Source organism: Micromonospora nigra (assembly GCF_900091585.1).
Lineage (GTDB): Bacteria > Actinomycetota > Actinomycetes > Mycobacteriales > Micromonosporaceae > Micromonospora > Micromonospora nigra.
The window spans coordinates 19,105-46,096 of record NZ_FMHT01000002.1; the positions used below are offsets into that span (position 1 = coordinate 19,105).

The 26,992-nt window shown below is 70.0% G+C and carries 27 protein-coding genes; 7 read left to right on the forward strand and 20 right to left on the reverse strand.

Annotated features, from left to right (window positions below):
• Positions 1–328: 328 nt before the first annotated feature.
• Positions 329–4,984, reverse strand: coding sequence for a MobF family relaxase (gene mobF, locus GA0070616_RS00240; RefSeq protein ID WP_091074648.1), 4,656 nt, complete (start codon positions 4,982–4,984; stop codon positions 329–331).
• Between the two features lie 286 nt (positions 4,985–5,270).
• Here mobF and GA0070616_RS27865 point away from each other — a divergent pair, with 286 nt between their 5' ends.
• Both GA0070616_RS27865 and GA0070616_RS00250 read left to right on the forward strand, forming a co-directional pair.
• Positions 5,271–5,654 (forward strand): hypothetical protein, encoded by a 384-nt coding sequence (locus GA0070616_RS27865; protein WP_175439918.1) that lies wholly within the window; start codon positions 5,271–5,273, stop codon positions 5,652–5,654.
• Between the two features lie 7 nt (positions 5,655–5,661).
• Entirely contained in the window at positions 5,662–6,246 is a 585-nt protein-coding gene (locus GA0070616_RS00250) for a hypothetical protein (RefSeq protein WP_217628169.1), read from the forward strand.
• A 178-nt stretch (positions 6,247–6,424) separates the two neighbouring features.
• On the opposite strand, the gene GA0070616_RS27390 is transcribed toward GA0070616_RS00250, so the two are convergent.
• The 17 genes from GA0070616_RS27390 to GA0070616_RS27880 form a co-directional block, all read right to left on the reverse strand.
• Complete coding sequence (locus GA0070616_RS27390; protein ID WP_139128801.1) at positions 6,425–6,751, reverse strand: hypothetical protein; 327 nt, start codon at positions 6,749–6,751, stop codon at positions 6,425–6,427.
• Positions 6,744–7,667, reverse strand: coding sequence for a ParA family protein (locus tag GA0070616_RS00255; protein WP_091074654.1), 924 nt, complete (start codon positions 7,665–7,667; stop codon positions 6,744–6,746). Before GA0070616_RS00255 ends, GA0070616_RS27390 begins: the two co-directional genes overlap by 8 nt.
• An 87-nt stretch (positions 7,668–7,754) precedes the next feature.
• Entirely contained in the window at positions 7,755–9,473 is a 1,719-nt protein-coding gene (locus tag GA0070616_RS00260; RefSeq protein WP_091074657.1) for a ParB/RepB/Spo0J family partition protein, read from the reverse strand.
• 442 nt (positions 9,474–9,915) lie between these two features.
• On the reverse strand, positions 9,916–11,451 hold the full coding sequence (locus GA0070616_RS00265) for a hypothetical protein (protein ID WP_091074658.1): 1,536 nt from the start codon (positions 11,449–11,451) through the stop codon (positions 9,916–9,918).
• 772 nt (positions 11,452–12,223) lie between these two features.
• Positions 12,224–12,976 (reverse strand): hypothetical protein, encoded by a 753-nt coding sequence (locus GA0070616_RS00270; RefSeq protein ID WP_091074660.1) that lies wholly within the window; start codon positions 12,974–12,976, stop codon positions 12,224–12,226.
• The gene (locus GA0070616_RS00275; protein WP_091074662.1) at positions 12,973–13,620 is read right to left on the reverse strand and encodes a hypothetical protein; all 648 of its coding nucleotides are present in this window, start codon (positions 13,618–13,620) and stop codon (positions 12,973–12,975) included. The genes GA0070616_RS00270 and GA0070616_RS00275 overlap by 4 nt, the downstream gene beginning before the upstream one ends.
• Before the next feature lie 50 nt (positions 13,621–13,670).
• On the reverse strand, positions 13,671–14,273 hold the full coding sequence (locus GA0070616_RS00280; RefSeq protein WP_139128802.1) for a hypothetical protein: 603 nt from the start codon (positions 14,271–14,273) through the stop codon (positions 13,671–13,673).
• A 140-nt stretch (positions 14,274–14,413) separates the two neighbouring features.
• Complete coding sequence (locus GA0070616_RS00285) at positions 14,414–15,214, reverse strand: hypothetical protein (RefSeq protein ID WP_091074666.1); 801 nt, start codon at positions 15,212–15,214, stop codon at positions 14,414–14,416.
• Between the two features lie 81 nt (positions 15,215–15,295).
• Positions 15,296–15,991 carry a hypothetical protein gene (locus tag GA0070616_RS00290; protein ID WP_091074668.1) on the reverse strand — a complete coding sequence of 232 codons (696 nt, stop codon included), beginning with the start codon at positions 15,989–15,991 and terminating at the stop codon, positions 15,296–15,298.
• Positions 15,992–16,131: 140 nt separating this feature from the next.
• Positions 16,132–16,860: a DUF2786 domain-containing protein gene (locus tag GA0070616_RS29080; protein WP_091074670.1), complete on the reverse strand. Its 729-nt coding sequence runs from the start codon at positions 16,858–16,860 to the stop codon at positions 16,132–16,134.
• A gap of 63 nt (positions 16,861–16,923) precedes the next feature.
• Positions 16,924–17,826: an ArdC family protein gene (locus GA0070616_RS00300; protein WP_091074672.1), complete on the reverse strand. Its 903-nt coding sequence runs from the start codon at positions 17,824–17,826 to the stop codon at positions 16,924–16,926.
• Between the two features lie 55 nt (positions 17,827–17,881).
• On the reverse strand, positions 17,882–18,025 hold the full coding sequence (locus tag GA0070616_RS27870) for a hypothetical protein (RefSeq protein ID WP_175439919.1): 144 nt from the start codon (positions 18,023–18,025) through the stop codon (positions 17,882–17,884).
• 95 nt (positions 18,026–18,120) lie between these two features.
• The gene (locus tag GA0070616_RS00305) at positions 18,121–18,639 is read right to left on the reverse strand and encodes a hypothetical protein (protein WP_091074674.1); all 519 of its coding nucleotides are present in this window, start codon (positions 18,637–18,639) and stop codon (positions 18,121–18,123) included.
• A gap of 140 nt (positions 18,640–18,779) precedes the next feature.
• A complete protein-coding gene (locus GA0070616_RS00310; protein WP_139128803.1) occupies positions 18,780–19,223 on the reverse strand; it encodes a hypothetical protein in 444 nt (147 codons plus the stop codon).
• Between the two features lie 110 nt (positions 19,224–19,333).
• Entirely contained in the window at positions 19,334–19,975 is a 642-nt protein-coding gene (locus GA0070616_RS00315) for a GGDEF domain-containing protein (RefSeq protein ID WP_175439920.1), read from the reverse strand.
• Positions 19,976–20,184: 209 nt separating this feature from the next.
• Entirely contained in the window at positions 20,185–20,346 is a 162-nt protein-coding gene (locus GA0070616_RS27875; protein WP_175439921.1) for a hypothetical protein, read from the reverse strand.
• Positions 20,343–20,483 carry a hypothetical protein gene (locus GA0070616_RS27880; protein WP_175439922.1) on the reverse strand — a complete coding sequence of 47 codons (141 nt, stop codon included), beginning with the start codon at positions 20,481–20,483 and terminating at the stop codon, positions 20,343–20,345. The genes GA0070616_RS27875 and GA0070616_RS27880 overlap by 4 nt, the downstream gene beginning before the upstream one ends.
• A 649-nt stretch (positions 20,484–21,132) precedes the next feature.
• Between GA0070616_RS27880 and GA0070616_RS00320 the strand changes: the two genes are divergently transcribed.
• From GA0070616_RS00320 to GA0070616_RS00335, 5 genes are all read left to right on the forward strand, one after another.
• A complete protein-coding gene (locus GA0070616_RS00320; protein ID WP_091074680.1) occupies positions 21,133–21,975 on the forward strand; it encodes a hypothetical protein in 843 nt (280 codons plus the stop codon).
• Between the two features lie 46 nt (positions 21,976–22,021).
• Positions 22,022–22,696, forward strand: a complete 675-nt coding sequence (locus GA0070616_RS00325; RefSeq protein WP_139128804.1) for a hypothetical protein — start codon at positions 22,022–22,024, stop codon at positions 22,694–22,696.
• A 151-nt stretch (positions 22,697–22,847) separates the two neighbouring features.
• On the forward strand, positions 22,848–23,600 hold the full coding sequence (locus GA0070616_RS27885) for a hypothetical protein (protein WP_175439923.1): 753 nt from the start codon (positions 22,848–22,850) through the stop codon (positions 23,598–23,600).
• Positions 23,597–24,184 (forward strand): bifunctional DNA primase/polymerase, encoded by a 588-nt coding sequence (locus GA0070616_RS27890; protein ID WP_175439924.1) that lies wholly within the window; start codon positions 23,597–23,599, stop codon positions 24,182–24,184. The genes GA0070616_RS27885 and GA0070616_RS27890 overlap by 4 nt, the downstream gene beginning before the upstream one ends.
• Before the next feature lie 83 nt (positions 24,185–24,267).
• Positions 24,268–25,269, forward strand: a complete 1,002-nt coding sequence (locus tag GA0070616_RS00335) for a hypothetical protein (protein WP_139128805.1) — start codon at positions 24,268–24,270, stop codon at positions 25,267–25,269.
• Between the two features lie 321 nt (positions 25,270–25,590).
• Here the strand turns inward: GA0070616_RS00335 and GA0070616_RS00340 are convergent, their stop codons facing one another.
• Positions 25,591–26,244: a DUF6401 family natural product biosynthesis protein gene (locus tag GA0070616_RS00340; RefSeq protein WP_091074688.1), complete on the reverse strand. Its 654-nt coding sequence runs from the start codon at positions 26,242–26,244 to the stop codon at positions 25,591–25,593.
• A gap of 353 nt (positions 26,245–26,597) precedes the next feature.
• Positions 26,598–26,981 carry a hypothetical protein gene (locus tag GA0070616_RS00345; RefSeq protein WP_091074690.1) on the reverse strand — a complete coding sequence of 128 codons (384 nt, stop codon included), beginning with the start codon at positions 26,979–26,981 and terminating at the stop codon, positions 26,598–26,600.
• Positions 26,982–26,992: the final 11 nt, after the last annotated feature.

Below are 26,992 nucleotides of genomic sequence, written 5' to 3' on the forward strand. Positions count from 1 at the left end.
TGGCCGGGGGGGCAGTCTTGTCGCCGTTCCGTTCCGGTGCGGCGGCAGTAAGGACCGGTAGGGGCTGCCCGTAGAACGCTTGTTCGATAGCCTTCTTGCGTGTCTGAGTGGGTACGGCGCTGGGAGGTAGAGATCCGGTGGTGCCCTGGCCGAGCTGCCGGACGGCCGTCGGCTCGCCGGGTGGACACCGTAGCGGCGCTTCGCGCCGTGGTGACCTGGGCTCGGGCTCATCCTGATACAACCGCGGTGCGGCACCGCGTCGTTTACGAGCTGAGCGGCGAGGTGCCGCAGGCCTGCGCCAGGGGTCATCCCTACGACGGAGGGTCCGCTACCCGCGCCGGGCGCGGTTGGCGGGCCTGCTCGTGCGGCGGCCACATGCTTCTCTCGTGCCGGTGGCGGGGGTGCGGTGATGTCCGCTGGGATCCACCAGTGGCTGGTTCTGACTGTGCGGGTTAGCCGCGGTGCTGTGGTCACATCTGGGCGCCGCGTTGCGGGCCGGGCGGTTCACGGCGCTGGTTGGCGGCGAGCCGTTCCTGCTCGGCGCGGCGCTGTTCACGCTCACGATCTTCGCGGATGCGATTGGCCTGCTGGATCTCAGCCTCCCGTCGCGCTCGTGGCTGCTCCTCCCTCGCAGCCGGTGGGCGGCCCGCATCGACTGCGATGGGCTCTCGCTGGCTGACACGTTGAAGCTTTCGACGTAGCTCCTCGCGTGCCTGTTCGGCGGCTGCCGCTCGGTTGTTCCGTGCTCGCGACGCACGGACAGGTTCGATCGCGGCCGTCGTCTCTTCGTACGCTCGTCGGCGGACGCCGTCGGTGGGGCGGGGCTCGCGTCCGAGGATGCGAGGGTCGTCGTCAGCGACGCCGAAGCTCTGCCGGTACGCGGCGCTGAGCGCGGCGGACCGGTCCCAGGCTGCCGCTGCGTCAGCATCGCTGGGGCGTTGGCCCAGCGTTTGCACGGCCCAGGCCGGCTGCTGACGGGCGACCTCGTGGGCCAGGTCGGCAAGGCGCCCCGCGAGGTGCTCACGTCGTGCCTCCAGGTGTTCCGACCACCGGGACACGTCGCTGCTGATCCTGTGCCGGACGTCCGCAACCCACTCCGGTACGTCGGCGGGGAGTGGCTCGGGCTGCGGCCGTCACGGTGTGCCTGCTCGGTCTGGCGAACTGCGGTGGGAAGACTCCGACGCCAGGCCGCTTCGTCATCGATGCGGCTGACGATGAGTCGCGCTCGTTCCACGCGGGCGGCGGTCATCTCGACGCTGAGATCGGTGCTGACGCGGGCAGTGGTCAGCTCGGCGGAGGTACGAGGTGTGCTGGCGGAGAGCCGCTGGGCGGCTTCACGGGCGCGATCGTCGGGTCGCATAGCGGTACGGAGCCGCTGCTCCTTGCGTAGCTGCTCGGCCTGGTGCCGTTCAGCCCTCGCATGGGCTTCGACTCGGGCTCGGTGGCGCGAGGCGGCGGTGGCTTGGTTGGGCGTAGTGGCCTCGCGTACTTGGCGCCGAGCGGCGGCCAGCTGGCGCTCGATCTGGTCGAGTTCGGTGCGGCTGTCTCGGTGCGCCTGAGCGAGAGCGGCGTCCGGCAGCCCCCCGTATGGACGTTCGGGCCAGGCGGGGTGCTCGCGGCCGCGAGCGCGGATGGGCGCGGGGAGTTCGCTGTGGTCGTGCTGCGCCCAGGCGAGGGCGGTTTCGGCGTCGGCCAGGCGTTGAGAGGCGCGTGCCCGCAGCCTGGCCAGGGCCACGTCGGTGACGCCGACCAGGGGCCGCTCTGGCGCTGTGGTGAGTCGCTGCGCGGCGAGTTGCTGACTGACGCGGACACGATGCGCGAGCAGGGCGGCAGGATCTGCGGCGCCGTCGAGCCGGTTGATGCCGGCGGCATCGAGGATGTCCGCCGGGGACCATCCTGCCCGTTCGGCCCGGTTGATTGCTGCGGCGAGCCGTGGCCAGGACCGGGAGGTGAGGACCGTCTTCGCTTGGTCGCCAAGAGCGGTTTCGACGGCGCGGCGGTGCCGTTGCGCTGCTGCCTGGTCGGCGGCGTAGAGGTAACGGGCGGCGAGGTTGGGCAGGTGCTCGGCTTCGGCAAGGGTGGTTCGGGTGAACTCGGTTGCCGAGACTGCGGCGCCGAAGTTGCGGCGGATGCTGTCGAGGGTGTCGTGGACCCGCTGACCGGCCTCGGTGATGGTGTAGAGGCTGTTGGCCAGCCGGCCACGGGTTAGCGCCACGTAGGCCTGGACGCGGCTGACGCTGGCGTCGACGAGGGCGTGGACCTTGTCCACGGTCATGCCCTGGGTGCGGTGGATGGTGGTGGCGTAGGCGAGTTCGACGTCGGCGGCAACGTAGCGGTGAGGTAGCCGGATACGGCCGCCGTGTTCAGCGTGCCGCACGGTGAGACTGCCGTCGTCGTGGCGCTCGTCGACGGTCCACAACGCGCCATTGAGCACCATGTCGCGGCCGTGGCGTAGTCGTAGTCGGCTTTCGTTTCGTCGGGTCACGATGAGATCGCCGCGGCCGGCCTGCGTGCCGTCGTGCAGTGGTACCCCTGCTGCTTCCACCTCGCCGGCGGCGACGCGCTCGGCGCGGGCTCGATCGTTGAGCTGGCGCGTGTCGTTGTTCGTTGGGGCGACCATGAGCGAGACGTGGCCTCTGCTCGCGTCCGCTTGCCACGCCTGGTAGACGCGGTCGAGCAGGGTGTCGCGGTCGCCGTGCTGGATACGGTCCTTGCTCCAGTACCACCGCCAGGCGTTGTCGGTGCCGTCTCGAAGGTTGAGTGAGGCCGCACCTTCCTCGGGGTCCGCGAAGCGGTGCAGCTGGTCCAGTTCGACTGCGCCGGCCTCTTGCTGCACCAGGCGCAGCATGCCGCCGGACTCGACCGCCCCGAGTTGTTGCGGGTCACCCAGAAGCCGCACGACGGCGCCGGCCCGGCGGGCGTCGCTGATGATGGCGTCGAGGTTGAGGGTGCCGGCCATGCCAGCCTCGTCGACGAGGATGACGTCCCCGGCGCGTAGCTGCCAGGCCTGAGCCCTGGAGCCCTTCTCGCGGTGGTGGATCCATCGGTGCAGCGTGTGGGCTGGCACTGCGATGTCCTTGGACAGCACCTCGGCGGCGCGGGCTGAGGGGGCCAGGCCGATGACCCGACCGCCGGACGCTTCGACGGCGCGGGCCACGACGTTCATGGTGGTGGTCTTGCCGGCCCCGGCTGGTCCGATGCCGGCCACAACGAGTCGAGTATCGGTGGCGAACGCGCGGGCGACGGCGATCTGTCCGGGGTCGAGCTGTCGGCCGCCTGGCGCCGTCTGCACCTGCTGAAGGGTGCGGTCGAACACCTCGCCGGAGACCGGGGCGATGACCTCTGTCCGGGCGGCGACGACGACGCGGTCCTCGGCGTTGAGGATCCGAGGGGAGGAGTATCGGATGGTTTGGCTGTGGGTGAATACGGACTCGCCGTCGCTCCGGGTCAGCTCCGGCATGGTGGGTTCGGTGCTGGGCATGGTGAGGCGGATCGACTGTCGGTGCAGCGCGAGGTCGGTGACCTGCTGTGCGATGTCGTCCCGAGCGCCGAGGCCTGCTCCGGACAGCTGGCGACGCACCTCGGCCTCGATGTGGTGACGTGTCCACGTCGCGCGTTGCTGCTCGACGGTGCTCACCGCGTTGTGCGCCAGCTGCATCTTTCGGTCGTCGCTGATGCTGTCGCTGCCTGGTCTGATGCTGGCGGCATCGGCCTTCCTCGCGGCGGCTATGACGTCCTTGAGTAGACGGTCGACGCGGCGAGCTCCGATCGTCTCGACGGCGCGGGTTCGCCACTCCGCCCGCATGGCTCCGAGGCTTCGGGCATGGGGTTTGGCGGGGCGGCTGTCGAGTGTTGCTTGCTGGACGAGCTTGTGCCGTACTTCCTCGGTCGGTTCATGCCCGTGGTCGCGGGTGTACTGGTCGACCAGCTCGGCCGTGCGGCTGGCGATGGTGGCGGAGCGCCCGCTGAACAGCGTGAGCAGGTCCTGGTGCACACCAGCGATCTCGTGCACTGGGCGGCGGCCACGGCCCGGGTCGATCGCGCTTGTGGTGGCCCCGAGGCGTCTGGCGACCTCGTTCACGACTCGGGCGTTGTAGCTCTCGCTCATCGACACGGCGGCCGCGAACAGCGCTCGACCGTCGATCGTGCGCCAACGTCCATCGGCGGCCTTGACCCGGTTGGCGATGGCGACGTGGGTGTGCAGGTTGGGGTCGCCGGTGCGGCTGTCGTGGTGTCGAAAGGTTGCGGCGATGACGCCACTGGGCGCGTCGAGCTGGGCGACGCCACCGCGGCCGGCGCGGGTCTTAATGACGGTGCTCTCGGCGTCCGAGATGACTGATCGCCAGGCCTGCTCGTGCGCTTCCTCGATGGTGCGGCGAGTGGCGTCATCGCCGAGCCCCCAAAGGACGCTGACGCTCTTGGGCGGTGTGAACACCAGGTCGTAGCCCGTGACCGCCTGCGCCTTCGGCTTGGCGACTTGGGCGATGTACTTGCGCAGTTCGGTGCTGTCGCGGGGCCGGCGTCCGTGCTGCTCGGCAAACATCCGCGCGCCGACCGCACGAGCGAGCCTGGTCTTCTCACCCTGGGTAGGGGGGCGGCCGGTCATCCGCTCGTGCGCGGCGTAGCGCTCGTCGACGCGTTCCCGGTAGGTCTCGACGGGCTCGTACGCGAGTGGCTTGCGGCCGAGTCGGACCTGTTGCTCTGCGGCCTTGGCCGACATGCCGTCATCGATGAGCTGCTCGATCAGCGCGGTGGCGTTGGGGTGTAGTCCTTCGCCGAACAGCGCCTTCATCTGCGCCTCGGTGACCGTGCCTTCGACGGCCAATTCAGCTCTGGCGCGGCCGGTCCATTGCCCGGGCGGGTTGCCTTCGGCGTGGTAGTAGTCCGTGATTGACTGCCCGCGAGCACGGTGCACGTCGGCGGTGGCCACCTCCCGGGTGAGGTAGGTGTAACCGTCACCGCCGTGCAGCGGGTGCAGGGTCATCACGCTCTTAAGCCTACAAGATCACTAATAGTGCAAGAGGTGTGTAGCTGATCGACTGGTCAGAAAGCAGGGCCGCTTGCGGCTCCGATTCGTCGGTCAGCACGCGCCTCCGGCGCGTCGATCATCCACAGGTGACCAGCAAGCTGGTCACCTGTGGATGATCGTTGGCGGCTCTTGTGGCGCGCGGCTAGGCTGGCGATCATCGGCCGGCGCCGATTCCACTGGCCTCGGCCCGGCAACCGCTAGTTCTCGGGGGTGTTCGATGGCGGTACGACGGTCTTCGACGGTGGCGGCTCAGGCGAGGGCCGCGGCGAGGTCGCGGGTGTCGGCGGCGATGGAGAAGCGGCGGGATCGCGACCGGCGCATCCGTGAGCTCGCCGACGAGCACGCGGTGGCCCTGGCCATGGTGCAGGAGGTTCGGGATCGCGCCGAAAGGCAGATCGCCGAGCACATGGCGGCGGCGGATCGTGCGGTGGGCGAGCTGGTGGAGCTGGGGGAGCGGCCGGACGCGGTGGCGGCGCTGCTCGACCTGTCGCCGGCGGAAGTGCGCGCCGCGCGTCGACGGGCCCGGGCTGCGGCGGGTGAGGCCGAGACGGCCGCCGGCGCCTCGGACGAGGACGCGGATGAGGCGGGTGCCCAGGTGACGAGCGGGGCGGACGAGCGGGTGTGATGCCATCGTGAGCGGCTTCGTCCTGGCGGTCGACCCGGTGGCGTGCCGTGATGAGGTTGCCCGGTTCTGGTCCAAGGTGGTTCGCGGGCCGGGCTCGGCGTGCTGGATCTGGGCCGGGGCGGTCGGTGACGACGGGTACGGCAGCTTCTCGATCCGCCGGCCGGTGCTCGACGAGCAGGGGCGGGCGCGGCCGTCGTCGAGGCCGGGTCGGGCGTTGATGCGTGAGTACGTCGTCAGTGCGCCTCGGTACGCCTTGGCGGCGACGCATGGGGTGATGCTGACGGCATCAGTCGTCGCTGCCCACGAGGTGTGTGACGAGCCGATCTGCGTGCGGACGCATGAGGGCCTGGTCGAAGGTGGTCTTGCGCACGTGGTGGTGAGCACTCAGGCAGAGAACCTGTCGCAGATGGGGCGCCTGGGTCGGGGCGGGGGTACGCCGCGGCCTTGGCACGCGCGAGGGCTTGACCGGCGCGCGCGGGCTGCTCGGTCGCGAGCGCTGCGGGATGTGGTCAGAGAGCACGGCTGGGATGTGGCCCGGATGGAGGCCGCGGTGGCGGCGTTGCAGCCTGCGGAGCAGGCTCGCTTGTTCTAGTGCGCTGCGGACGGCATGGCGCCTGCCTTCTCGGTTGAGGGGCAGGCGCCATGCGCGGTACGGGAGGTGGGCTGCGCCATTGCGGATCGCGGCCGTGAGGCACGGGAGCGGCAGCGCGGGCGGACGTGCTCGATGCGCGTCCGTCCGCCCGGGCGTTCGCGGGACCGCCGGTTGTCGGTCAGCCGGCGCGGCGGGGAGAGATTCCGACCTTGCGGCCGGGTGTGAGCGTGTCGGTGGGGCGTTGGGGGAAGGGTTGGCCGTTGTTGTGCTCGCGCTCCAGTCGTTCGGTGTAGTCGGCTAGGGCCTTCTCGACGTAGTCGCGCCAGCGGGGTAGTCCGTGGGGTGCTCTGTAGAAAGCGTTCAGCGCGCGTTCGGCTGTCTCGTGGCCGATCTTGGCGCTGATGGGCCGGTCTTTGGGAGTATCCCCGGACGCCGCCGGGGCGTCGCTGTCGCGACGCCCGGCGGTGGGTTCTGGTTCGTCCGGTGTGGCATTTCGCCTAGCCACGAAGGCTCCTCTGCTCGATGACGTCGGCGACCCGGCAGTACGCGCGGCTGACGGCCGTGCGGGGGTCGTAGAGGGTGAGGGGCACCCCGGCGCTTTGTGAGCTGTTGACTGATGCGGATTGGGGGACTCCGCTGCCGTGCCATTCCCTGTCGGGCTGCGGGTCGGCAGTGTCGATGAGCGCGTCGGGGAACGCACCTTTGACGAAGCCGTACGCGTCCTGGTCGTTGCGGCGGCGGGGGTTGAAGTTGATGAGGAAGGTGTGGGCGATCGCGATGTTCTTGTTCAGTCGCGTGTTGAGGCGCTTGACGGTCTTCGTCAGTTTCGCGATGCCGGCCAGGTCGAACACACCGGGGTTGATCGGGGTGGCGATTTCGTCGGCGGCGTAGAGGGCGTTGAGAGTCAAGAGGGACAGCGCGGGCGGCGTGTCCAGGAGGATGACGTCGAACTCGTCGCGCAGGGTTTCGACGTGCGCGGACAGGAACGTGTGGTTACCCATCTCGCTGGCGAGTGCTGCGGTGACCTCCGACAGCTTCTCGCCTCCGGCGATGACGGAGATGTTGTCGTGGGGGGTGGGCGTGATGACGTCGGCTGGCTTGGCCTCGTCGTCCATCAGGAGGTAGTACGTGCCTTCGTTGTCGAGTTTGGCGACGGGGACGCCGAGCCCGGTGGTGGCGTTGCCCTGTTCGTCGCAGTCGATGACGAGGACTCGGAAGCCCCGACGGGCGAGCTCGCCTGCGAGGGCGAGGATGGTGGTGGTCTTCCCACTGCCACCCTTCTGGTTCGCGACGGCGATCACAACGGCGCGAACCAGCTTGCGGGCGAGGCGATCGGCGGCGCGGCGTGTTTCGCGGTTGCTGGGGTTGCGCTGGCTGGGTGGGGTGATGCCGGCGGCATCGGTTGCGGAAGCGTTGGACATGACGACTCCTGGGCGCTTTAAGCGGTCGTGAGGGGGCGGAGGGTGGGCGCGCCGCTGGGTTTTGCGGCGCGCCCACCCTGGGCTTGGCTACTTTTCGGCGGCCGTGAGTAGCGCTTGCTGTTCCCACTCGGCGGGCTCGTAGTCGGCTTCCTCGATGAGGCGCTTGATGTGCTGGGCGTCCTCGGCGTCGTAGTACATGCTGTCCTGCGCCCGGATCTCCGACAGGGCCAGGTCGTAGACGTAGGCGGCCCGAGCGGCGAGCTTCGCATCGACGTTGGTGTCGTAGCCGAACAGGGTGTAGACGGTGGTGGCCTCGTCCACCACAGAGGCGGCCTTGAGCCACTTCACGGCGAGCTGCTGAGCCTCGAAGCTGTGGTCCTCCTCGACCAGCAGGATTCGGCGGGCGAGCCGGGCGGTGAGAATTTCCCGGCTGGGTGCCTTGGAAGCGATACGGGCGCAGGCAGCGGCGCGCGCCTTCGCGGTGGCTTCGCGTTCGCGTTCCTCCTGCTCACGCTTCTCACGGGCTTCCCGCTGCTCTGCCGTCTCCTGCGGCTCGGCGCGGGGCGCGGGGACGGTGGTGGTGGTGCGCTCGACCTTGACCACGGTGCCGTTGGCGTCCGGCGCGGCGCTGTCGGTGGCGTCCGGCTCGGCGTCCGTAGCCTCGGCGGCTGCGGCATCCGGCTCCGCGTGCTGCTCGTCGTCGGCTGCTTCCGGCTCCTCGGGCTCCGGGGGCGGCGGCAACTCGGTCAGGAAGTACGTGACGTGGTCCGGGCTGACGACGTAAGCCGCGAGGGTGCCCGCTTCGCGGGCGGCGGTGATCTTGTCCTCGTCGCCGATCTCGTAGTCCCACCGGTCGCCGGGCTTGTCGGCGAAGTAGGAGTTGAGATTGTCGATGATGACGATGCCCTCGGCGGCGAGCTTCTTGCGCTTGTCCGCCTTGTCCTTAGCGGCCTTGTAGCCGTTGTACTCCTTGCGGGCCTGGTCAACGGCGAGGCGAGCACGGGCGGTGCGCTCGCTATCGTCACTGGCGGGCATGGCGGCGACGGCGTCGAGAACCCGCTTGATGCGATCGGGGTCCTTGGCGATCTTGGACAGCTCGACGGCAGCCTCGACAGGGATAATCCCCTGGTCGAGCGCGGCCTGTGCCTCCTCGGGGAGGTTGAGCAGGCCGATCCGCTTGGAGATGTGCGGCTGAGGGATACCCGTGCGGCGGCTGACTTCCCGCTGACTGAGCTTGTCAACCTCCAACAGCCGCTTGTATTCGCGAGCTTCCTCCAACGGCGTCAGGTCTTCGCGCTGGACGTTCTCGATCAGCCGGTGGACGCGCTTGGTGGTGTTGTCCTTGAGGGTGTCGGACACAACGGCGCGGTAGGTTTCCAGTCCGGCGGCCCGGGCGGCGGCCCACCGGCGGTGGCCGTAGTTGATGACGTACTTGATCTCTTCCTTGGCCTTGGCGACGGCCTTGGCGTAATCGGCCGGGTCACCGTCGACATCGGCACCTTCGGCCTCGGCGCGGGCGGCGTAGATGTCGTCGGGGTTGTTGCCGTAGCTGGCCCAGACCTCGATGGCAACCACCACGCCGGGTCCAAGCTGGCCTTCGCCCTTCATGGAGGCGACGAGGCCGGAGTCAGGGGTGAGGCGGCTCTTGGGGTTCTCCGGGTCGGGGGCAACGGCGTTGATCGGCAGGTCGCGGACGGCGGTGCCGTCGATCTGGGCGGCCTGGACGATGGCCTGTTCCTGCTGTTCGTCGTCCGAAAGCTGAGCGAGCGGGTTGGTCTTCAGACCACGATTACCTCTGACGGCCATGTCGGCTCCTTGGGTACACTACGGGTGGGTGAAATTGCTGTGGGGGTGGCTTGTCCTTGGGCGGTCAGCTGCCCCCACGGCCGTTGCTCGTCTTCCGCCTTACGACTTCCGACTTGCATGTCTATCGTATCTAAACTTTCTTAGACATCAAAGCCATTTTAGAGAAGTTGTTTGACTACTTTGCGTTGCGTGTCCGGCACGGCACCGGGAGGCCGGGGGCCGGTGGGCGGGCTTCGTACGCCCGTCAGGGTAGCGGCTGGGAGATGCGGTTTCCGGGGTGGCGCGGGCCGTGGCGTCCCGGTGGGTGCCGGTTGTGGGTGGCGCGGGCCTTGCGGGACGGGAGCGGTAGCCGGCGGCGGCGCGCTCGATGCGCGCTGCCGCCGTCGCGCCCGGCGTCCTGGTGGGCTGGGGGGAGTCGGGGTGTCCGGCTCCCCCCAGCCGTTTACTTCTGGGCGGGGGTGGTGGGGCTTCCGAGCACGCGCACCTGTTCGGTCAGGATGAGCGGCGCGTCTGCGGGTCCTTTGAGGTGGGGGCGTACGTAGGTCCTGCGGCGGAGGGTGCCGCGTGGGCCGTAGGGCTGCTCCCGGAAGAATCCGCGTACCCACCACCGCCGGGTGTAGGTGCGGGCGGTCGCACTGACCGGGGCGTCGGTGCGGGCCTGCTGCTTACGGCGCAGCCTCACCAGGCGCACGACAGGCGCGGGGCGGTTGGTGCGGTGGTAAGCCTTGCGGGTGGCCTTGTCGGCGGGCTCGTCGGTGAGTTCGGCGTCGGGCTGAGTGGTGAGAATCCATGTGGCGATCAGGGCGGCCAGCATGGCGCGGCTCTGTTCGGTGGCGGGGGTGTAGGTCTTGCCGTAGTGAAGGCCTGCGCCGGTGTTGACGGGGGCGAGCCACCCGATGCGCTCGCGTAGCTCCTGCATTTCGCGTTCGGTGAGGTGGCGGCCGTGCACGACCGTTTCGGCCGGGGTGTAGAAGGTGACCCACACGCCGCCGGGGATGGGTCCCCATTGCGCGGCGATGATCGGCAGTACGGCTCCGGCTTCGGGTTCCGTCACGTGGCAGATCGGCGTCTGCCAGACCAGCAGGCCATCCGGGGCGGGGAGCTCGGCTGGCAGCGCACGCACGTCGGAGAGGTCGCGGGCGGCGTGGGCGGCGAGGGCGGTGAAGTCGTTGTCGACCCAGAACATGCGACCGTTCTCGATGTGGTTGGCCATGAGGGCGGTGTACTGGCTGAGGGGTTCCGGGTTGGTGAAATCGATGTCGGCGGCCGGAGCGTCGAGGGGCGCACCGGGCAGCATGTGTCCGGGGATCGGGTAGCGGGCTCCGTCCGTGAGTGCGGCGAGCAGGAAGGCAGGTCCGGACGTGCGCCAGAACTTGACCAGGCGGTCCCGCACCTTCGGCAGCGTGTGAGGCCGCAGCGCTCGCACCTCGGGGGGAGCGGCCGGACGGGAAGGGTTCGCCGCTGGTGCTGCGGTCGGTGGGGCTGGCTGGGCGGTGACGTGTAGAGGGCGGCGCGGCGGCGTGGTAGGGGTGGCAGCGAACAGGGCTTGATGCAGTGGCCCGAACGTCTCCATGGGTGCGGGGATGCCGCGTCGTCGGGCTCGGGCGGCGGCGCGCGCCGTCAGGCCTGCAACGTCGCGGATCTCGACCAGGCGGGCGCACCCTTCGCACGCGGCCCAGTTACCGCCCAGGTCCTGCGTCATCGCGGGGGTGTCGTTCTCGTCGACGGCGATGATTTCGAGGCTGCTGAAGGCGAAGGAGGCGACCGGGTTGGGTGCGGAGCAGAAGTCACAGACGGTCTCGACCGTGGGTAGCTGACTCAGCGGCACCGGGTCGGGGGCGTGGTCGGCGGTGGCGCGGTCGGGGTGCAGGAACGCGACCGGCTTGCCGGGGCGCTTGTACGCGTTGAGGGGGATACGGCAGACGGCGCAGCCGTACGGCTCGACGTCTGGCGCGGGGCCATCGCCGTGGGGGTCCATGCGTCTCCTCGGGTTGGTCTGGTGTGGTGTGTGGTCGGGGGGTTCGCCGTCCCCCTCCCTCACACTTAAAATTCTAGCACACATGCCGGGTTGGAAGGGTTCTGACCTGGGTTTTTTCGTGCGTCCGGTGCGGAGAGGAGATCCATCCCGGCGGCCTGGTCCTGACCGACCATGGTCGGGGTCGGGGGTGCAACCGGGGTGTGGTTGCGGCCCCGGCCCCGGCCGTGGTTGCCCTTGTGGCAGGCCGGTGGGATGGATCGGGGAGGGACCATCCTGGAGCCTGCCTCCCCGGCGAGGGGACGCGGTCCAGCGGCGGGACGCTGGTCCGGCTGAAGGCCATCGGCCCGCAGGGCCGATAGCGCGGGCACCGCGGTGGGGGAGAGGCCCTACGGCCCGAACCCCGGTGATGCCGCCGGCATCACCCGCGAACCGGCCGGCGCCGGCGGCGGCCCGCCGCGGTAGTCAACTGCACGCGCACCCGGCAGGGCGAGGGGGCCCACTGGTGGGCCCCCGCCCGGTCACGGCGGGAGCAACGGTCCCCACCACGACGCACACACGACATCATCGTTCTTCACTGCGTACGAACCGCTTCGTCACGGCGGTGACCTGCTTCGACGGGCGTATCCCTGGTGCGGCGATCGGTGATGTTGTTGCGTATGCTGGTGGCCAGGTGGTTGACGTTTTGGCCTGTTGGGGCCGGTGTGGCGTCGACGCCAGACGGCCGGAGGGGGTTCGCCAAACCAACCCTCCGGCCGTTGCCGTTCTCGGGTGCCTATTGGCCTCGGGGGCGGCCGGCGCCGGTGCCGGGTCCGGGGCGGGTGGCCTGGTGGGCGGCGAGGGTGCGGCGGCGCCAGGCTCGGTGGGTGTAGGGGCCCAGCCGTTCGTTCTCGCGCTCTTCTTCGACGTCGGGTGGTGGCAGGAGGGGGCGGCCGGACTTCTCGCCGTTCCAGTAGGGGATGGAGTAGCGCACGTAGGAGCGCAGGGTCGCGGCAGCGATGTGCAGGGCGTCTGCTGCGTCTTCACCGGCGAGCTCGTCGTCAGGGTTGCCGTCTTTGACCGGCGGGGGCTTCTTCGCGGCCGCGCGTTGGGCGAGCAGTGCGATGTAGGCGTCGACGCCGTGGGGGCCGTCGAAGGGGTACCAGTATTCGCGTCCGTCTTTCGTGCCGTGGGGGAAGTCGGGGTCGTTGCGGGCGCGGACGTTGACGGAGTTGCCTGCGGTCCAGCCGGCGAGGTGGGCGATGCCTGCGCGGTTGGTGCAGAGGTGGCCGTCGACCAGGCGGGTGGGCACAGCGGGGTCGTCGGTGCGGTCGTGCTGGCCGGGTGCGGTCACGGGGTCCTCGCGGGCTTGGGTGCGGGCGACGGTGGTCGCCGGACCTGGGCCGGTGAGGGGATACGGCGGTGGTGCGGCGGCCGTACGGCGGGCCGCCCGCCGGCCGCTGGTGGGCGGTCGGCGGGCGGTGACCGTACGCCGGTCAGGGTATCGGGTGGGCGCCGTGGTGGTGGTGGGGGCGTCGGACGGCGTCATGACAGTGCCTGCTTCGCGTTGGGGTGCTCTGGGTTGGCGCGGGTGGCCTGGTATTCAGCGGCGAGGCGGCTTAGTTGGCCGGCGAGGGCGTAGTGGTCGACGAGCTGGTCGGTGAGCTTGTCGATCTGCTCCTTGATCGGGTTGATCTTGTATCGGCGGAGTTCGGTGAGGCGTCGGGGCGCGGCGTGTCGGGCGGCGGCCTGGATGAGGTCGTCGCGGTCGGGGCGTTCGTGCCAGGCGGCGACCAGGGCGCGGATGATGGCGGATCCGTAGCGGCTGGTCGCGGTCGGTGCGCTGGTGTTTGTGAAGCGGTCGATGCTGCGTCGGAGGCCGATGTAGCCGCCGTCGGGGCGGGCGAGGTACTCGGCGGGGTTGAGGGTGACGCCGCCGGTGATGGTCACGCCGTTGATGACGGGCCGTTCGGCGCGGTCGTTGTCGTTGTAGGCGTCGTCGCCGAACTGGACGTAGATGAGGGTGGGGATAGGGGAGTCTTCACCTCGGAACTCGGGCCCGATGACGATCGTTCCGGCGGCTCGGGGGGCGCGGAATCGGTAGGTGACCCGGCCGGTGTGGGTGTCGAGGATTTCGGCGGTGTTGAGGTCGGTGTAGGGGCTGTGTAGGGCGAGGGTGCGGCGGTCGGTCATGGTGTGCTCCGGGTTGGGGGCGCGGCCGTCGCAGGCCGCGCCCCAAGCTGTCAGCGGGGTGCGGTGGCGGGGTTCGTCATGCGGTCGGCGTGGTCGCGGAGCTGGGCCAGGGCGGTGGTGGCCTGGTCGAGGAGGGCGAGCTGGGCGGCCAGGTGGGCGGTGTCGGCCGGGGAGAGCAGGACGGCGAGTTCGTGGTACGCCTCGCTGGCCTGGGCGGCCTTGTGGGTCAGTTCGTCGAGGGCGTCGGCGAGGTGGTCGTAGGTTCTGGTGACGGCGCAGTCTCGACGGTGCTGCCCGGCGATGGGCTCGCCGGGTGGGCACTTGCAGGGCAGAGCGGCGCAGTAGGTATCCGGGGCACCGGGGACGGGGTTGAGGTGTCCCGTCCGGATCAGCTTGTCGCGGACCTCGGTGGGGATGTCGGTGCCGCGGATGGTGTGGTGGGTCTCGCCGGCGTGGATGAGCACTGCGAGGGCCATCGTGCCGACGGCGCCCAGGTGGGCATGGCCGGGCTGCTCGACGAGGCTCGTCAGGCACCGGGCGGGGCAGCGTGGGGCGGTGACGGCGTCTACGTCGGTGGGTGACTGTGACCATGGGCGTGGGGTGCCGGTGGCGGTGGTGTGCTGGTTCCACTGAGCTCGGGTGGATGTGGTCACGTCTGGGTCCGTTCGTGTTGGTGATGCCGGCGGCATCCGTCGGTGGGGGAGCGGGGCGGCGTAGCCGGGGGTGCGGGGGCGGCGCGTGAGCGCCCCGCCCGGGGTCGGGCGCTCGATGCGCCCGGCCCCGTGGCCGGCGGTCAGGTTCGGGGCTGGGGATCGGTGAGGTCTTCGGCGCACTGGTGGACGGCGCGTAGGTCGTCGATGGCGGCGCACAGGCGCTGGCGCATGGTGGCGAGGGTGGCGGTTGGGGTGCCGGGCTCCGGGGCACTGTTGGTCAGCTCGGCCAGCGCGTCAGTGGCGGTGTCGATGCGGTCGAGGGCCTTGCCGATGGCGGCCGCGATCTCCTCGGCGGCGCTGGTGAGCGTGTGAGGGCGCGGCGGCTGGATGGCGGCCATGTGTAGTTCGGCCTCACCGTCGTGCATGGTGATCTCGTAGGCGCTGCCGTTGATGAGCACGGTCGACCCCGGGGGCGTGAGCAGGTCTTCCGGCTCGTAGCGGTGCCTGAACCCACGGACGGGCCACAGGTGCGCTCCGAAGGGCTTGGGTCGGGCGACGCTGCCCCTCGCGAGGTGGTCGGCGTATCCGACCCCGTGCACCTCGTCGCCGACGCGGAGTTTGTTGTGCCCCGACCAATACCCCGGCATCTCGTCGGCCGGTCGGGTGGGATTGAGTCGCAGGGTGATCGGGCAGGCTGGGCAGTCGGTGCCGCAGGGCAGGCTAGCGGCGTGCATGCGGGCCGGATGTGTGGTGCCCTCCTTGCACTCCTGGCCGGGCTGGGCCGCGCAGGTGGGGCAACCCATGATGGAGGTGGCGTGGCGCTGCTCTGCCTCCTGGCGTGCCTCGGCTCGGTACTCGGCGTCGATCTCGGCGGCGTCGCCTGCGTGCTCGTCGTGCTCGCGCCACGAGAGGAAGTCGTTGTCATTGGGGCCGTCGTACATCGTTCGTCTCCGTAGCTTGGTCAGGGCTGTTGCCCGGCCGACGGGGTTGGCGCGGCGCCTGGCGCGGCGCCGGGTACGGGGTCACTGGTTGTCGGTTGCTGGGTCGCTGTGTTCTGCGCTGGTGGGGGTGTGGCTTGCGTCGATCAGTTCGTGGACCACGTCACGGTCTGCGGCAGCCCGTCTGGCGGTTGGGTCGTACGCGCGGGGCTCGACGGTGAGGGTGGCCAGGCGGGGGAATCGTGCGGTGAGCAATGCGTCGAGTCGGGCGCGGTGGCCGGCGTGCAGCTCGCTGGACTCGTAGTGGCGGGCGATCGCTGCGGCGACGGTGTGGCCGTAGCCGCCGATGAGGTCGGGTAGCTGGGGATCGTCGGGCGCGATGGCGCTGTGGATCCTGGCGAAGATCCCTCGGGTGAGCCTGCGTGCCGCGCGGACCTCTGCGGCCTGGCCGAGCAGCACCACGCCGTAGGGCTCCGGTGCGGGGGCAGGCTGGTGGACACCCTTGCAGCCGAGGGCGGTAGCGATGCTGATGAGGAAGCTGGCACGGGCCTGGCCGTGGCCGCCGGTGCCGGATACGGGGTGGCTGTCGATGGTGAGTCGTGAGTGTCCGGTGCCGCAGGCTGCGCGGGCTGCGGCGGGGGTGATGTCGTGACGGGACATGAGGTCAGCCGCGGTGCGGCGGGCTGCCTCGCGGAGTTCGGTGGGGGCGGTCGGGTCGGTTGCGACGGTGAGGTGGGCGGCAACGTGGTCGATGACGTGGGGGGCGGGCGTGGTGGGCATGGTGGGTCTCTTCCTCTGGAGTGATGCCGGCGGCATCGGGTGATGGGGGAGTGGGGCGGCGTAGCCGGGGGTGCGGGGGCGGCGCGTGAGCGCCCCGCACGGGGTCGGGCGCTCGATGCGCCCGACCCCGTGGCCGGCGGTTAGGTCGGCAGGGCGCGGCGGCTGGTGGCCTTGACGCCGGGGTCTCCGATGTCGGCGCGGCGGGCGGCGGCGCGGCCGGCGGTCTTTCCGTCCTGGCTGGCCTGGTGGGTGCGCTCGTTGAGCTCGCCGAATCGCTCGGCGATGAAGTCGTCAATCCGCTTGGCGCGGTCGGCGAGGATGAGCGCTGCGCCGGGGTTGGTGGCGGGGTCGGTCAGCGGGCGGCGGCGCGCGGTGATCCGCGCTGCGACGATGTCGCCGTAGCCGGACAGGAATGAGGAGAGGAAGTCTCGGGCGCGGCGCTTCTCCGGGTCGGTGTTCGCGGCGGCGGTCTGGGCCTGGGCGAGGATCAGCGGGAGGAGTTGCCGCAGGTGGTGAACGTCGGAGGTCGTACCGACCACAATCACGGTGTAGGGGCGTGGGGCGCGTGTGGGTTTCAAGATGGCGCGGCAGCCCATGGCGCGGGCAACGTCGTTGGCCAGGTCGGCGCGCGCTTCGCCGTGTCCGTCGGTGTTGAGCAGGGCGACGGGTGCACAGGTGATGCCTTCGGGGGCGTCGCCTCGGGCGGCGGCGGCTTGGTCGGCGGTGATGCCGTGACGGGCGATGAGTTCGGCGGCCTTCGCGGCGGCGGCCTCTCGTTCGCCGAGCGGTGTGGTTTCCCTCTCGGCGAGGGCGAGGCAGGCGGCGATGCGCGCGGCGATCTTCGCGCGGGGGTCGGTGGGGCTGGTCATGGTGCCTCCTGGTGGGGAGGCACGGGGAGGGAGCACCCTCCCCGTGCCTAAAATTCTAGCACGCTATGCGGTGGCGGGCGTTGCGGTGAGAGCGGCGCGGGCGGTGCGGCGCTGTTCCCGGCGGGTCTCCCGCTCCCGGTCGCTGCGGGCGATGATCTGCGCTACTGCGGCGGCGAGGTCGGCCACGGCGGCGGGGTGCTCGGCGGTGACCTCGAAAGCGGCGGCGACGGTGCGGCCCTCATGGTCGACGTGCACGCGGTGGCCGTGCAGCGCGTCTGCCGGCGCGGGCCAGTCGAGGGCGTACCCGGCGGCGGTGAGCTGGTCGAGAAGGTTGTTCCACAGGATTTCTGCGGCGTCGCCCACCGGCTCGTAGTCGGTGCAGGTGGGGCACAGGCACCCGGGGTTGCACGGCTCGCCCGCTTCGGCGTTGCAGGCGGCGCACTGGCCGCGCTCCTCGGGAGGGATCTCGGCGGTCTGGGCGACGTCGAAGACGACGCCGGTACGGAATTTGGGCTTGCCGTTGTCCTCGCCCGTCTCGTCAGTGTCGTCGGCGTCGTCCTCGCGCTCGTCTGAGGCCTCGGGCTCGTCTGCGTCGGTGTCCTTCTTGTCCTTACCGACCGGCTTGATCAGGCGCAGCCCGGTTTCACCCTTCCTGACGAACCGTCCGCGCTGCCGCCATCCCTTGACGCTGTCGACGTCGGACAGGACGAAACCGCGTTCGTCGGCCTGCTGCGCGAGCAGGGCTTGGTTTCGCAGGCTGTAGGCGAGGATCCGCAGGGACACGCCGCCAGTCGCGGCGTGTTGCGCGAAGCGGCGGATTCCTTCGGCGTCTTCGAGGTGCTCAGTGGAGCGGCTCATGACCTGCCGGTCACGCTGGCGGAATTCCTTGATCTGCTCGTCGCTGTACCGGCTGCGGGTTCCGCTCTTGCGGGAGGTGGCGTTACGGGCGGTGGACTTGCGGGGCATGGGGGTGAACTCCTGTTCTGTGGTCCATCCGGCCTGATACTGCGATCAGGTGGCGTCAGGCGTGCCGGGACTGCCGAGCGGTAGCGGCGTCGACGACGTGGTGGGGTGCTTTGGCGCAGGTGCTCATGTGCGCGTCATAGTCGGCGGTGGTGTTTCCGAGCGGGGCCGTGCAGTAGCGGCAGATTCGGACAAGCAACACGTCAACCTCCTGAGTCAGCACGAGCGGTGGAGCGGCGGAGGATCGCCGCCCCCCTGACACTTAAAATTCTAGCACAGTTTCCGAGCTGGTGGTAATCAGATATGGCCGGTTGTCGCGTACCGCTGGGCGTGGGTGGGGCAGAGGGCGGCCCCGTACGTGAGGATCGTCGGTACGTCGGGGCATCCGAGGCTGTCGCAGTCGGTGGGGGCGACCTGGTGCAGGTCGCGCCAGAGGTTGGCAACGATGGTGGCCGGCTGGTGGGGCAGCGCGTGGGGTGGCAGGTGAGCGGGTACGGCGCGGCCGTCCACGGTGAGGGCGAACAGGTCGCGCCCCGTGTGGGCTGGGACGGTGTGCCGGTGCACGATGGTCCGCACGTTGTTGATCGTGATGGTCAGCTCGCTGTGAAGCTCGTTTTCGGGGTGCGGCCATGCTGGCGACTTGTGCTCGGCACGCCACGCGTTGCCTCCGTACAGGCGGCAGACCGCTTCGGCGACCTGGCGGGCGGCGGGTTCGCAGCCATACTCCGGGCCGGTGGGGTACGGGGTGATGGTGAGCGTGTCCATGCGGGTGTAGCGGTCGCGGTCGGCGGGCGACAGGTCGGCGATGCTGTCCACAGTCGTTCTCCTGATCGGCTGATGTGCGGTGGGGGGCGCGAGTGACGGGAGCGGCAGCCGGCGTCGGCGCGCTCGATGCGCGTCGACGACGTTTGCCCTCCGTGTTGCCCGGCCGCTGGTGGCGGCCGGGCAACATGCGGTCAGGCCGGTTGGCCAAGGAGGTGTCGAGCTTGTCCGGTGGTGGTCCATGCCGCCGTGTCGTGCAACATCCGTGCGGCGCGGCGCGTGAGGGTGAGCGGGTAGACGTTCGGGTTGTAGACGTAGCGCTTGCCCGTTTGCCACAGGTCCAGGCACATCACGGCGAGTCGGAGCAGAGCGCGCATGCGGCCAGGGTTGCTGTCGGCACACTGGTGGCGGCGGGCGTACTTGATCAGTTCGACGATGGCGCGGCGGAACTCGACAGCGGTCGTGATGTCGCTGATGGGTGCGGTGGGCCAGGCGGGGGCGTGCTCGCACAGGTGCAGGTGACTCGTCACCCGTTCCATGTGGCGGCGCGCCTGGTCGAGCAGTTCGCAGACCTGTCGGGCGCGGCGTTCGGTGGGCAGGGTCGGAAGGGTCATCGTGGGTGCGGTGGGGACTGCCACGGGTTCTCCTGGGGTTGGGGTTTGGTGGGTGTCGAGAGGGGTTCGCCGGTCCTCTCGGGTCTGTGAGGTGGTCGGGGGCGGCCTGCTGAGGTCGCCCCCGACCGGGCGCGCTATCGGAAGCGGCGGCGCTGGGATCCGTTGGCGGTCAGGGTCTTCGCCTCCATGAAGGGGCGGTGCTCCATGACGGCGACTCCTTCGCGCTTGGCGCAGTACATGGCGGTGTCTGCGCGGTGTAGTAGCTGCTCGGCGGTGGTGTCGTTGTGGTCAGCGATGGCGACACCGACGCTTGCGGCGCAGCCGACGGCGGTGCCGTCGAGCGTGACCGTCGCTGCGGCCAGTGCTCGGGCGGCGGCCTGAGCGTTGGCGCGGCCCTGGCGGCACCCTCCGTCGGTGATGATCAGGAACTCATCGCCGCTGAGTCGGCCGACGTAGGCTGCGGGAAGGTCCAGCGCCGCGAGTGCTTGGGCGACTCGCCGTAGTACGGCGTCGCCTGCGGAGTGCCCGTGTTCGTCGTTGATGTCCTTGAACCGGTTGAGGTCGAGCAGGGCGACGGTCACGGGTCGGGTGCGGTCGGCCAGCAGGGCTCGGAGGTGGGCGAGCAGGGCGCGACGGTTGGGCAGACCGGTCAGGGGGTCGTGGTTCGCGTCGTGCTGCGCGGTCGCCAGGTCGGCGCGGAGTCGCGCGCACCGCCAGATCAGCGCGAAGCATGATGCGGTCGTGGTGCCGAGCAGGATTTCCGTGTGTCCGAGCACTGGGGCACTCCTCGTGTTGGGCTGGTGTGGTGTGTGGTCGGGGGGTTCGCCGTCCCCCTCCCTCACACTTAAAATTCTAGCACACTTGGCCTGTCTTTGGTGGGCTGACCTGCGCTTTTCTCGTGTCTATGCCTGGCCGGGGGTGATGCTGGCGGCATCGGTGCGGGTGACGGGACCGGCGGTAGCGGCCGGTCCCGTCATCGGCAGCGCTAGCTGGTTGCGGGGGCGAAAAGCTCCCGGCCGTCGAGAATGAGGGCGGTCGCGCCGGTCAGGGCGGCGGCCTCCTGGGCTTTGGTTGCGATGAGGTCCCACACGGGGGCGCGGAAGACGCTGACGGTGTCGGCAGCCGAGTCGATCGCGAGGATCATCACGACGGCATCGTCGGTCGGACCGGGGTTCCGGTGAAGGTGCAGACAGGCAGCAGGTACAGGGCATACAGCAGCGCTCCACGCTTCACGAAGCGCTCGCGGTCGGCGTCGGTACCGCGTGCGGCGTCGAAGATGTGCATGTTGCTCCTTGGGCTGGCGGCGTCGTCGCGACGGCCACCGTTGGGCTGGTGTGGTGTGTGGTCGGGGGGTTCGCCGTCCCCCTCCCTCACACTTAAAATTCTAGCACACATGCCGGGTTGGAAGGGTTCTGACCTGGGTTTTTTCGTGCGTCCGGTGCGGAGAGGAGATCCATCCCGGCGGCCTGGTCCTGACCGACCATGGTCGGGGTCGGGGGTGCAACCGGGGTGTGGTTGCGGCCCCGGCCCCGGCCGTGGTTGCCCTTGTGGCAGGCCGGTGGGATGGATCGGGGAGGGACCATCCTGGAGCCTGCCTCCCCGGCGAGGGGACGCGGTCCAGCGGCGGGACGCTGGTCCGGCTGAAGGCCATCGGCCCGCAGGGCCGATAGCGCGGGCACCGCGGTGGGGGAGAGGCCCTACGGCCCGAACCCCGGTGATGCCGCCGGCATCACCCGCGAACCGGCCGGCGCCGGCGGCGGCCCGCCGCGGTAGTCAACTGCACGCGCACCCGGCAGGGCGAGGGGGCCCACTGGTGGGCCCCCGCCCGGTCACGGCGGGAGCAACGGTCCCCACCACGACGCACACACGACATCATCTTTGAGGCCCGGTGTGTACGGCCCAGGGTGTCGTAGGCGCCGGGTACGGTTCCCGCGTGGACAGCGTCGGGCATCTGGTGGATGTCGTCGAGGAGTTCGCGGCCGGTGCTGCGGTGACGGTCGTGCCGGTTGTTCCGGAGCGGGGCTACGGGCCGGAGGTGAGCATCACGCCTGACGTGTTGGGGTTGCCCGAGTTTCTGGATCTTGCGGGCAAGCTGGGCGGTGGGGTGCTCTACCTGGAGACGGAGAGGCTCGACCCTGGCGCGGATGTCGCGGTCGACCAGGTGCCGTCGCATCTGATGGCGCGGCGGGGGCAGGTCGGCCGGGTGAGCGTCGCGTTCGCCGTCAATGGCGTGGTGCATTTCTGGGAGGTCACTGCGACGTGGTTTGAGGACTGGTTGACGCTGGAGGAGCAGGCGTCGACGCGCGTGTCGCTGCCGCGCGAGGATGAGGATGGGCATGGGGATGAGCGCCTGAGCGAAGAGGAGCGCGACAGGCTGGCGGACGAGTTGGCGCAGAAACTGGTGGCGATGCCGGAGTTCCGGGCGGCGAAGTCGACTGGTGGCGCGCGGCAGCGGTTGGCCAGTCAGTTGATGCCCGCCGACACCCATCGCTGGGTGCGGTGGGATGCGGTGAGGGAGGCGGTGCGCCAGGCGGACGAGTTGGCCGCGGCGGCGTATGAGCCGGTAACTCAGCGGTTGGGGGAGCTGGCCGCCGAATTGACGACCGTAGCTGAGTATCAGCAGGCGCGGACGTCTGGGGCGCGGAAGCAGGTGGCGGAGCACTTCTTGCTCGGCAAGGCCGACGGTTTCAGTCCGCCTGCGATGGTGCGAGACGAGTTGGTGGCGCGAGCGCAGGAGGCGGTGAAGGCGGCGAAGTCTTCACGCGCTCTGTTCTGATCGGCCGGGCCGGTGCGCCGGGTGCGCTTTATCTAGGGAGATTTAAATGACAGTGCAGTTTGTTGTGGCGGTGGAGGAGGAGGTGCTGCTGGCTGTTCGTGCGCGGGTGGCCCGCGAGGTCGAGCTGGAGCAGCAGTGGTGGCAGCAGCGGCGGGTTGAGCTCGGCGTGCAGGGGTTGCATGGGTCGCGCCGGAGGGAGGCGTTGGCGGAGTTGCGGCGGGATCGACGCCGGCGGCGCGAGGCCGGGGAGTGTTTGCCGACTCAGCGGCATCTGTTGACGTTCTTTACACGGCGGACGCTGGCGGAGCAGGGTTGGGCCAGGGCGTACGACCCGGTTCCGGCGGGGGAGCGGGGGATGCCGGGTAGGCCGTTGGGTCGCTCGCCGTTGAGTGACTTGTCGATTGGCGTCGGGTTGACCGAGCGGCTGTACGTGGAGCTGCCGAGTGAGGTGGGGGAGCAGGTGAGGCGGGCGGCCTACTGGGAGTCGGCGGAGGCGGTGCGAGAGTTGCTGGCGTGGGCGGACCGGTACGGGCGGGGCCCAGCGGCCGAGGGCGCTGAGGGTTTCGCTGCCGAGTTGCGCCAAGCGATGGGGTTGGGCCCGTCCGCCGAGGCGTTACGGCGCCGCGAGGAGTTGAGGCGCCGGGTCCTGACGACGGGGGACATCCTCCGTCGCGCTGCCCAGGCGGCGGGGGGCGATTTATCTAGGGAGATTTTGCGGTGATGGCGAGGGTTGGGTGTGCGGAGTGTCGTAGGTGGTCGATAAGCTCCGGTACGGCGGATGCGCCCGCCGCGCTCTGAGCCGTCAGCACGCCCACGCTGCGGCGGCGACGAGGACAAGGTCCATCGGATCGCGCAGACCGCATCCCTGCTGCATGACGAACCTGGCGCGGGGTGAGGGCGTGGGCTCGCCCTGCTCGAAGGACGTCGTCATGGTCAGCGATTCAGCGCGTAAGAAGGCCGTTCGGCAGCGCATGGGCCGTACGGGAGAGAACTACACCACCGCTTCGCGGGCGATCGCCCGCGAACAGGCGAAGCCGGGCATGGCTGCCACTCGGCCGGGGATCGACCCGCGGCTGCTGGTGCCCTACCCGGACGAGTTGGTTCGGCCGGCGGATGCTGGCGACGGCTGGCAGCCGGTCACCACTGATGAGCTGGGCTGGCGGGTTCTGGCCGTCGATGCCTCCGCGGGTCAGCGCGCCCGCGCCGAATCGGTCTGGCGTCCGGTGACCGCTGACCGGCCCTGCCGCTGCTCAGGACAATGCCTGCATGGCCAGCTGTGCAACAACGGCGAGGACGGCATCGGCTCCTGCACCGGCAGGCTTGTTCACCACGACCGGCTCGCCGCGTCGCTGCTGACGGTCGACGGTTGGTACGACTTCTACGCCTGCGACAGTTGTGGGGAGGAGTTCGAGGCCAGTGTGGATCTACCCGATGTGCCGTGGGGCGAACACTTTGGGAGCGGCTTCCGCCAGTTCGATGGCGTACGTCGAATCACCTTCCACGCCAGCGACCCTGGCTGGTGCCCGGATTGCGGCGGCGATCCGTGCCGATGCGACGAGGTGTACTGCGACGAGTGCGGAGCCGACAGCAACTACCAGTGCTCCTGCTACGAGTACGCCCAGTGAGCTCTCTGTCCGCAGGTCTCGCGGCGGCGTTGGCTCGCGGCTTGGCCGTCTTTCCGATTCCGGCGGGCGCGCGGAAAGCACCACCAGGCTGGCAGGCTCTCGTTTCCAGGGACCCCGGTCCGGCTTGGCCGATCGACAGCAACGTCGGTGTCGGATGCCGAGCCAGCGGCATCGTCGTGTTGGATCTGGACCGCAAGAACGGCGTCGACGGGGTGGCCGGGTTCGCTGGTCTGCTCGACCAGCAGGGCTGTAGCTGGCCGGTGACCTTCACCGTCGCGACGCCGAGCGGTGGGCAGCATCTTTACTTCGCGGCCCCGCCTGGCCGGGTGATCGTCAGCACCATCGGTGTCCTCGGCCCGGGGATCGATGTCCGCGCGCCGGGGCGACTGTCGGGCGGGTACGTCGTGGGTCCAGGCTCGATCGTGGGTGATCGGCCCTATCTCGTCGACAAGGATTTGCGCATCGCACCCCTGCCGGACTCGCTCGTGCGGTTGCTCTGCCTGCGCCCAACGCGGATCCGGCGCGGTGCCAAGACCGGTGATGTTCACGCGACGGTCGACCGGCCGCCAGCCGGGACAGGATAAAAGCTGGCGCCCGCAGGAAGGGCTCCGGCTGGGCCGACGGCGACGATGTTGAAACTGTCGGTGGCCGATCGTAGGGTGCGCTCGTGGCGCTGATCTATGCGTTTCAAGACGAGGACGGCAGTTGGCACGGCAACCATGGCAGGACCTGGCGGGGGATGGGGCGCGCGACCTACGCGACGTTGACGTTCCGTCCTGGTCTCGCCGACCCGGGTGCCGACAGCAGGTTCGCCGGGCAGACGTTGCGCGTCGCGGTGGCCAGCATTGACGAGCAGGTGGCCGGCGAGGTCGCGTACCGGCTCGACGACGGCACGGTGCACTACGCCACCGACGAGGTCGACGAGCTGCTGTTCGGCATGGACCTGCACCGGCTGCCCATCACCTCCTGGCCGCCAACCGCGCACGATCTCGTGCCGGCCGCTTCCGCCGCACCAGCGGCTCCGGATCCGACGCCGGTGGTGCTGTCGTGGGAGGTCAGCGACGCCGGGCGGCACTACACGTTGACCCTCACCACGGGCGTGGACGGCCCGACCGTCGAGGTGACCGGCGCCGGCATCGAGGGCCAGCTCATTGCTCAGCTCGCTGGGCACCTGCCGGGCGGTGACCTGTCCCTGGTGGCGCGGGTGTTCCTCGCCGCCGCGGCGAGCCCCGGCGCGTCGACCCGCGTTCCGGCGGCCCGCCATCCTCGGTCCTGGTCGGAGGAGGAGACCGCGTACGTGGCCAGCCGCCACCACGACGGGGCCGACGCGGAGGCGATCGCCGTGGAGCTGGGGCGAACCGCCAACAGCATCCGGTACAAGCTGCACGCCCTTGGCCTGGCCCCGTTTCCCGGACCGAACACCAGTCGGCCACCGGCACCTGCGCGAACGCCGGCGTACACGATGGACGACCTGCGCCAGGTCCACCCGAACTCGCACAGGCCCTGGACACCCGAGGACGACGATCGGCTCGCCCGACGCGCCGCAGAAGGCGCGGGCATCGCTGAGTTGATGGAGGAGTTCGGCCGCAACCACGGCGCGATCACCTCTCGTCTGGCGCGGGTGCAGCAGCCTGCGGCCGCCGTCAGCCGGCCACCAGCCGCTCTCTGAGCCACTCTGGCGGCTGCCGAGCAGGCATCAACCGATCACCCACCTGCGCGGCTGCGTCGTTAGTGGCCCATTCAGGCCTTCCGGTAGTAATCAGCGAGAGACCAACGGCAACGCTGGTCAGAGCTGGTCCCGCAGGAGGGCGGGGCCGCTCGTACCGGCGACCACTTGACCAGCGTTACCGTTGATGCCGGGGCTGAAAAACTACGCCTGGTCCCCGTCCTGGGCTCCGGTCTTGCTCGCTGGAGCCTTGGTGGTGTTGCGGGTCATCGTGGCACCTCCGTCGCAGAGTGGACGGCGTGCACCGCAGGGCCCCGAGAGGGCTTAGGTCCGGCTGTCGACCTCGTCGTACCGGTCGTACAGCTGGCACAGCGCGGCGATCAGGATCATGTCGGAGGAGTAGCCCCGGTAGCGGTGCTGCGACGGTGCCCGGCCCGGTTCGCTCAGCGCGTCGACGAGCCCGTTGGTGTAGGCCTCGATCCGGATCAGCGGCAGTTCCTTCGACCGGCCCTTGCCGAACAGCCGGTCATCGAGCGTGGCGGCGGCTTGGTCGAGCAGGTGCGCGAGGGTCGGATCCCGTCGTGAATCGTCGAGGATGCCCTGGCCGTACTCGGCGCGCAGGTCGTCCATCGGCCGCAGCGGCCGGCCGTCGACCCGGGGCGACTGCCGGGTCAGGAACCGCCGGGCGATGAGCGCGAGGAGCCGGCCGCCGTCACCGCGGCGCGCTCCCAGGTGCATGTTCCACTGCGCGACCAGCAGCAGGCCGAGTCCGACGGCTGGAACGGCGAAGAACCAGTGGCCGCGCCAGACCGTGGTGGCGACAAGCCCCAGCTCCGCCAGGGTGGCCAGGCTGAGCCATGCTGTCATGAACAAGGAGGGGCGCAACCGGTCGACGGCGAAGAGCATCCCGGCCAGCGTGGTGAGGATGCCGGTGCTGGCCGCGAGCAGGAGCGGCACCTCGAAGGTCGGGTCGTTCATGCCGGGACAGTAGCGGTCCGGGCCGACGCCCGCACCTACCCCTTACTGCGCGCGGAGGCAGGCGGCGATGTCGGACACCGCGCGGCCCATGTACCGGGCCGGGTCGTCGCCGTCGAACCCCCATCACTGCCGAACGACGACAGCAACCGGCCGCCGCCGACGCTGATCCTTAGCGGCACCTCTAGTCCGGAAACTACGGGCGGGCCATTCGGGCCTTTCCGCAGGAGATAGGGGTTGACAAGTGGGGGGTGATGCCGCCGGCATCACCCCCCACTCCCCCTTCTCCCCTCTCCCCTGCCAGGTGGGTAGCGGCGTAGGGAGTTGACGACGGGGATTTCTGAGAGCAATTCGCGTCAGTCTGGTTCGTCCAGCAGTGTGTCGAACAACGGTTCGCCGAGGACTTCGATCAACGGTTTTGCCGCCGCGGTGCGCTGTCGCCGCGGTGGTCGGGGGCGGAAGGCTCGGTCGACCTGTTCGAGGCACCAGAGCAGGCGCTGGCTGTGGTAGTGGCGGTGGCGGGCATCGGGTTCGATCTCGTCGAGCTTTTCGGCGTCGCGGGCGGCGAGGTCGTAGCGCCGGCGGCAGCCTCGGGTGCCGTGTTCGGCGATGGCTTCACCCACCGCTAGGCGGATCTGGGAGGTGGTGGCTCGGTCGAAGAGGTCGGTGATGAACAGGATCTGAGCGAGGGTCTGCCGGTCGAGCTGCACCGTCAGTTTGACCGGCGCCAGTTGCGGCACGCGGATCTCCT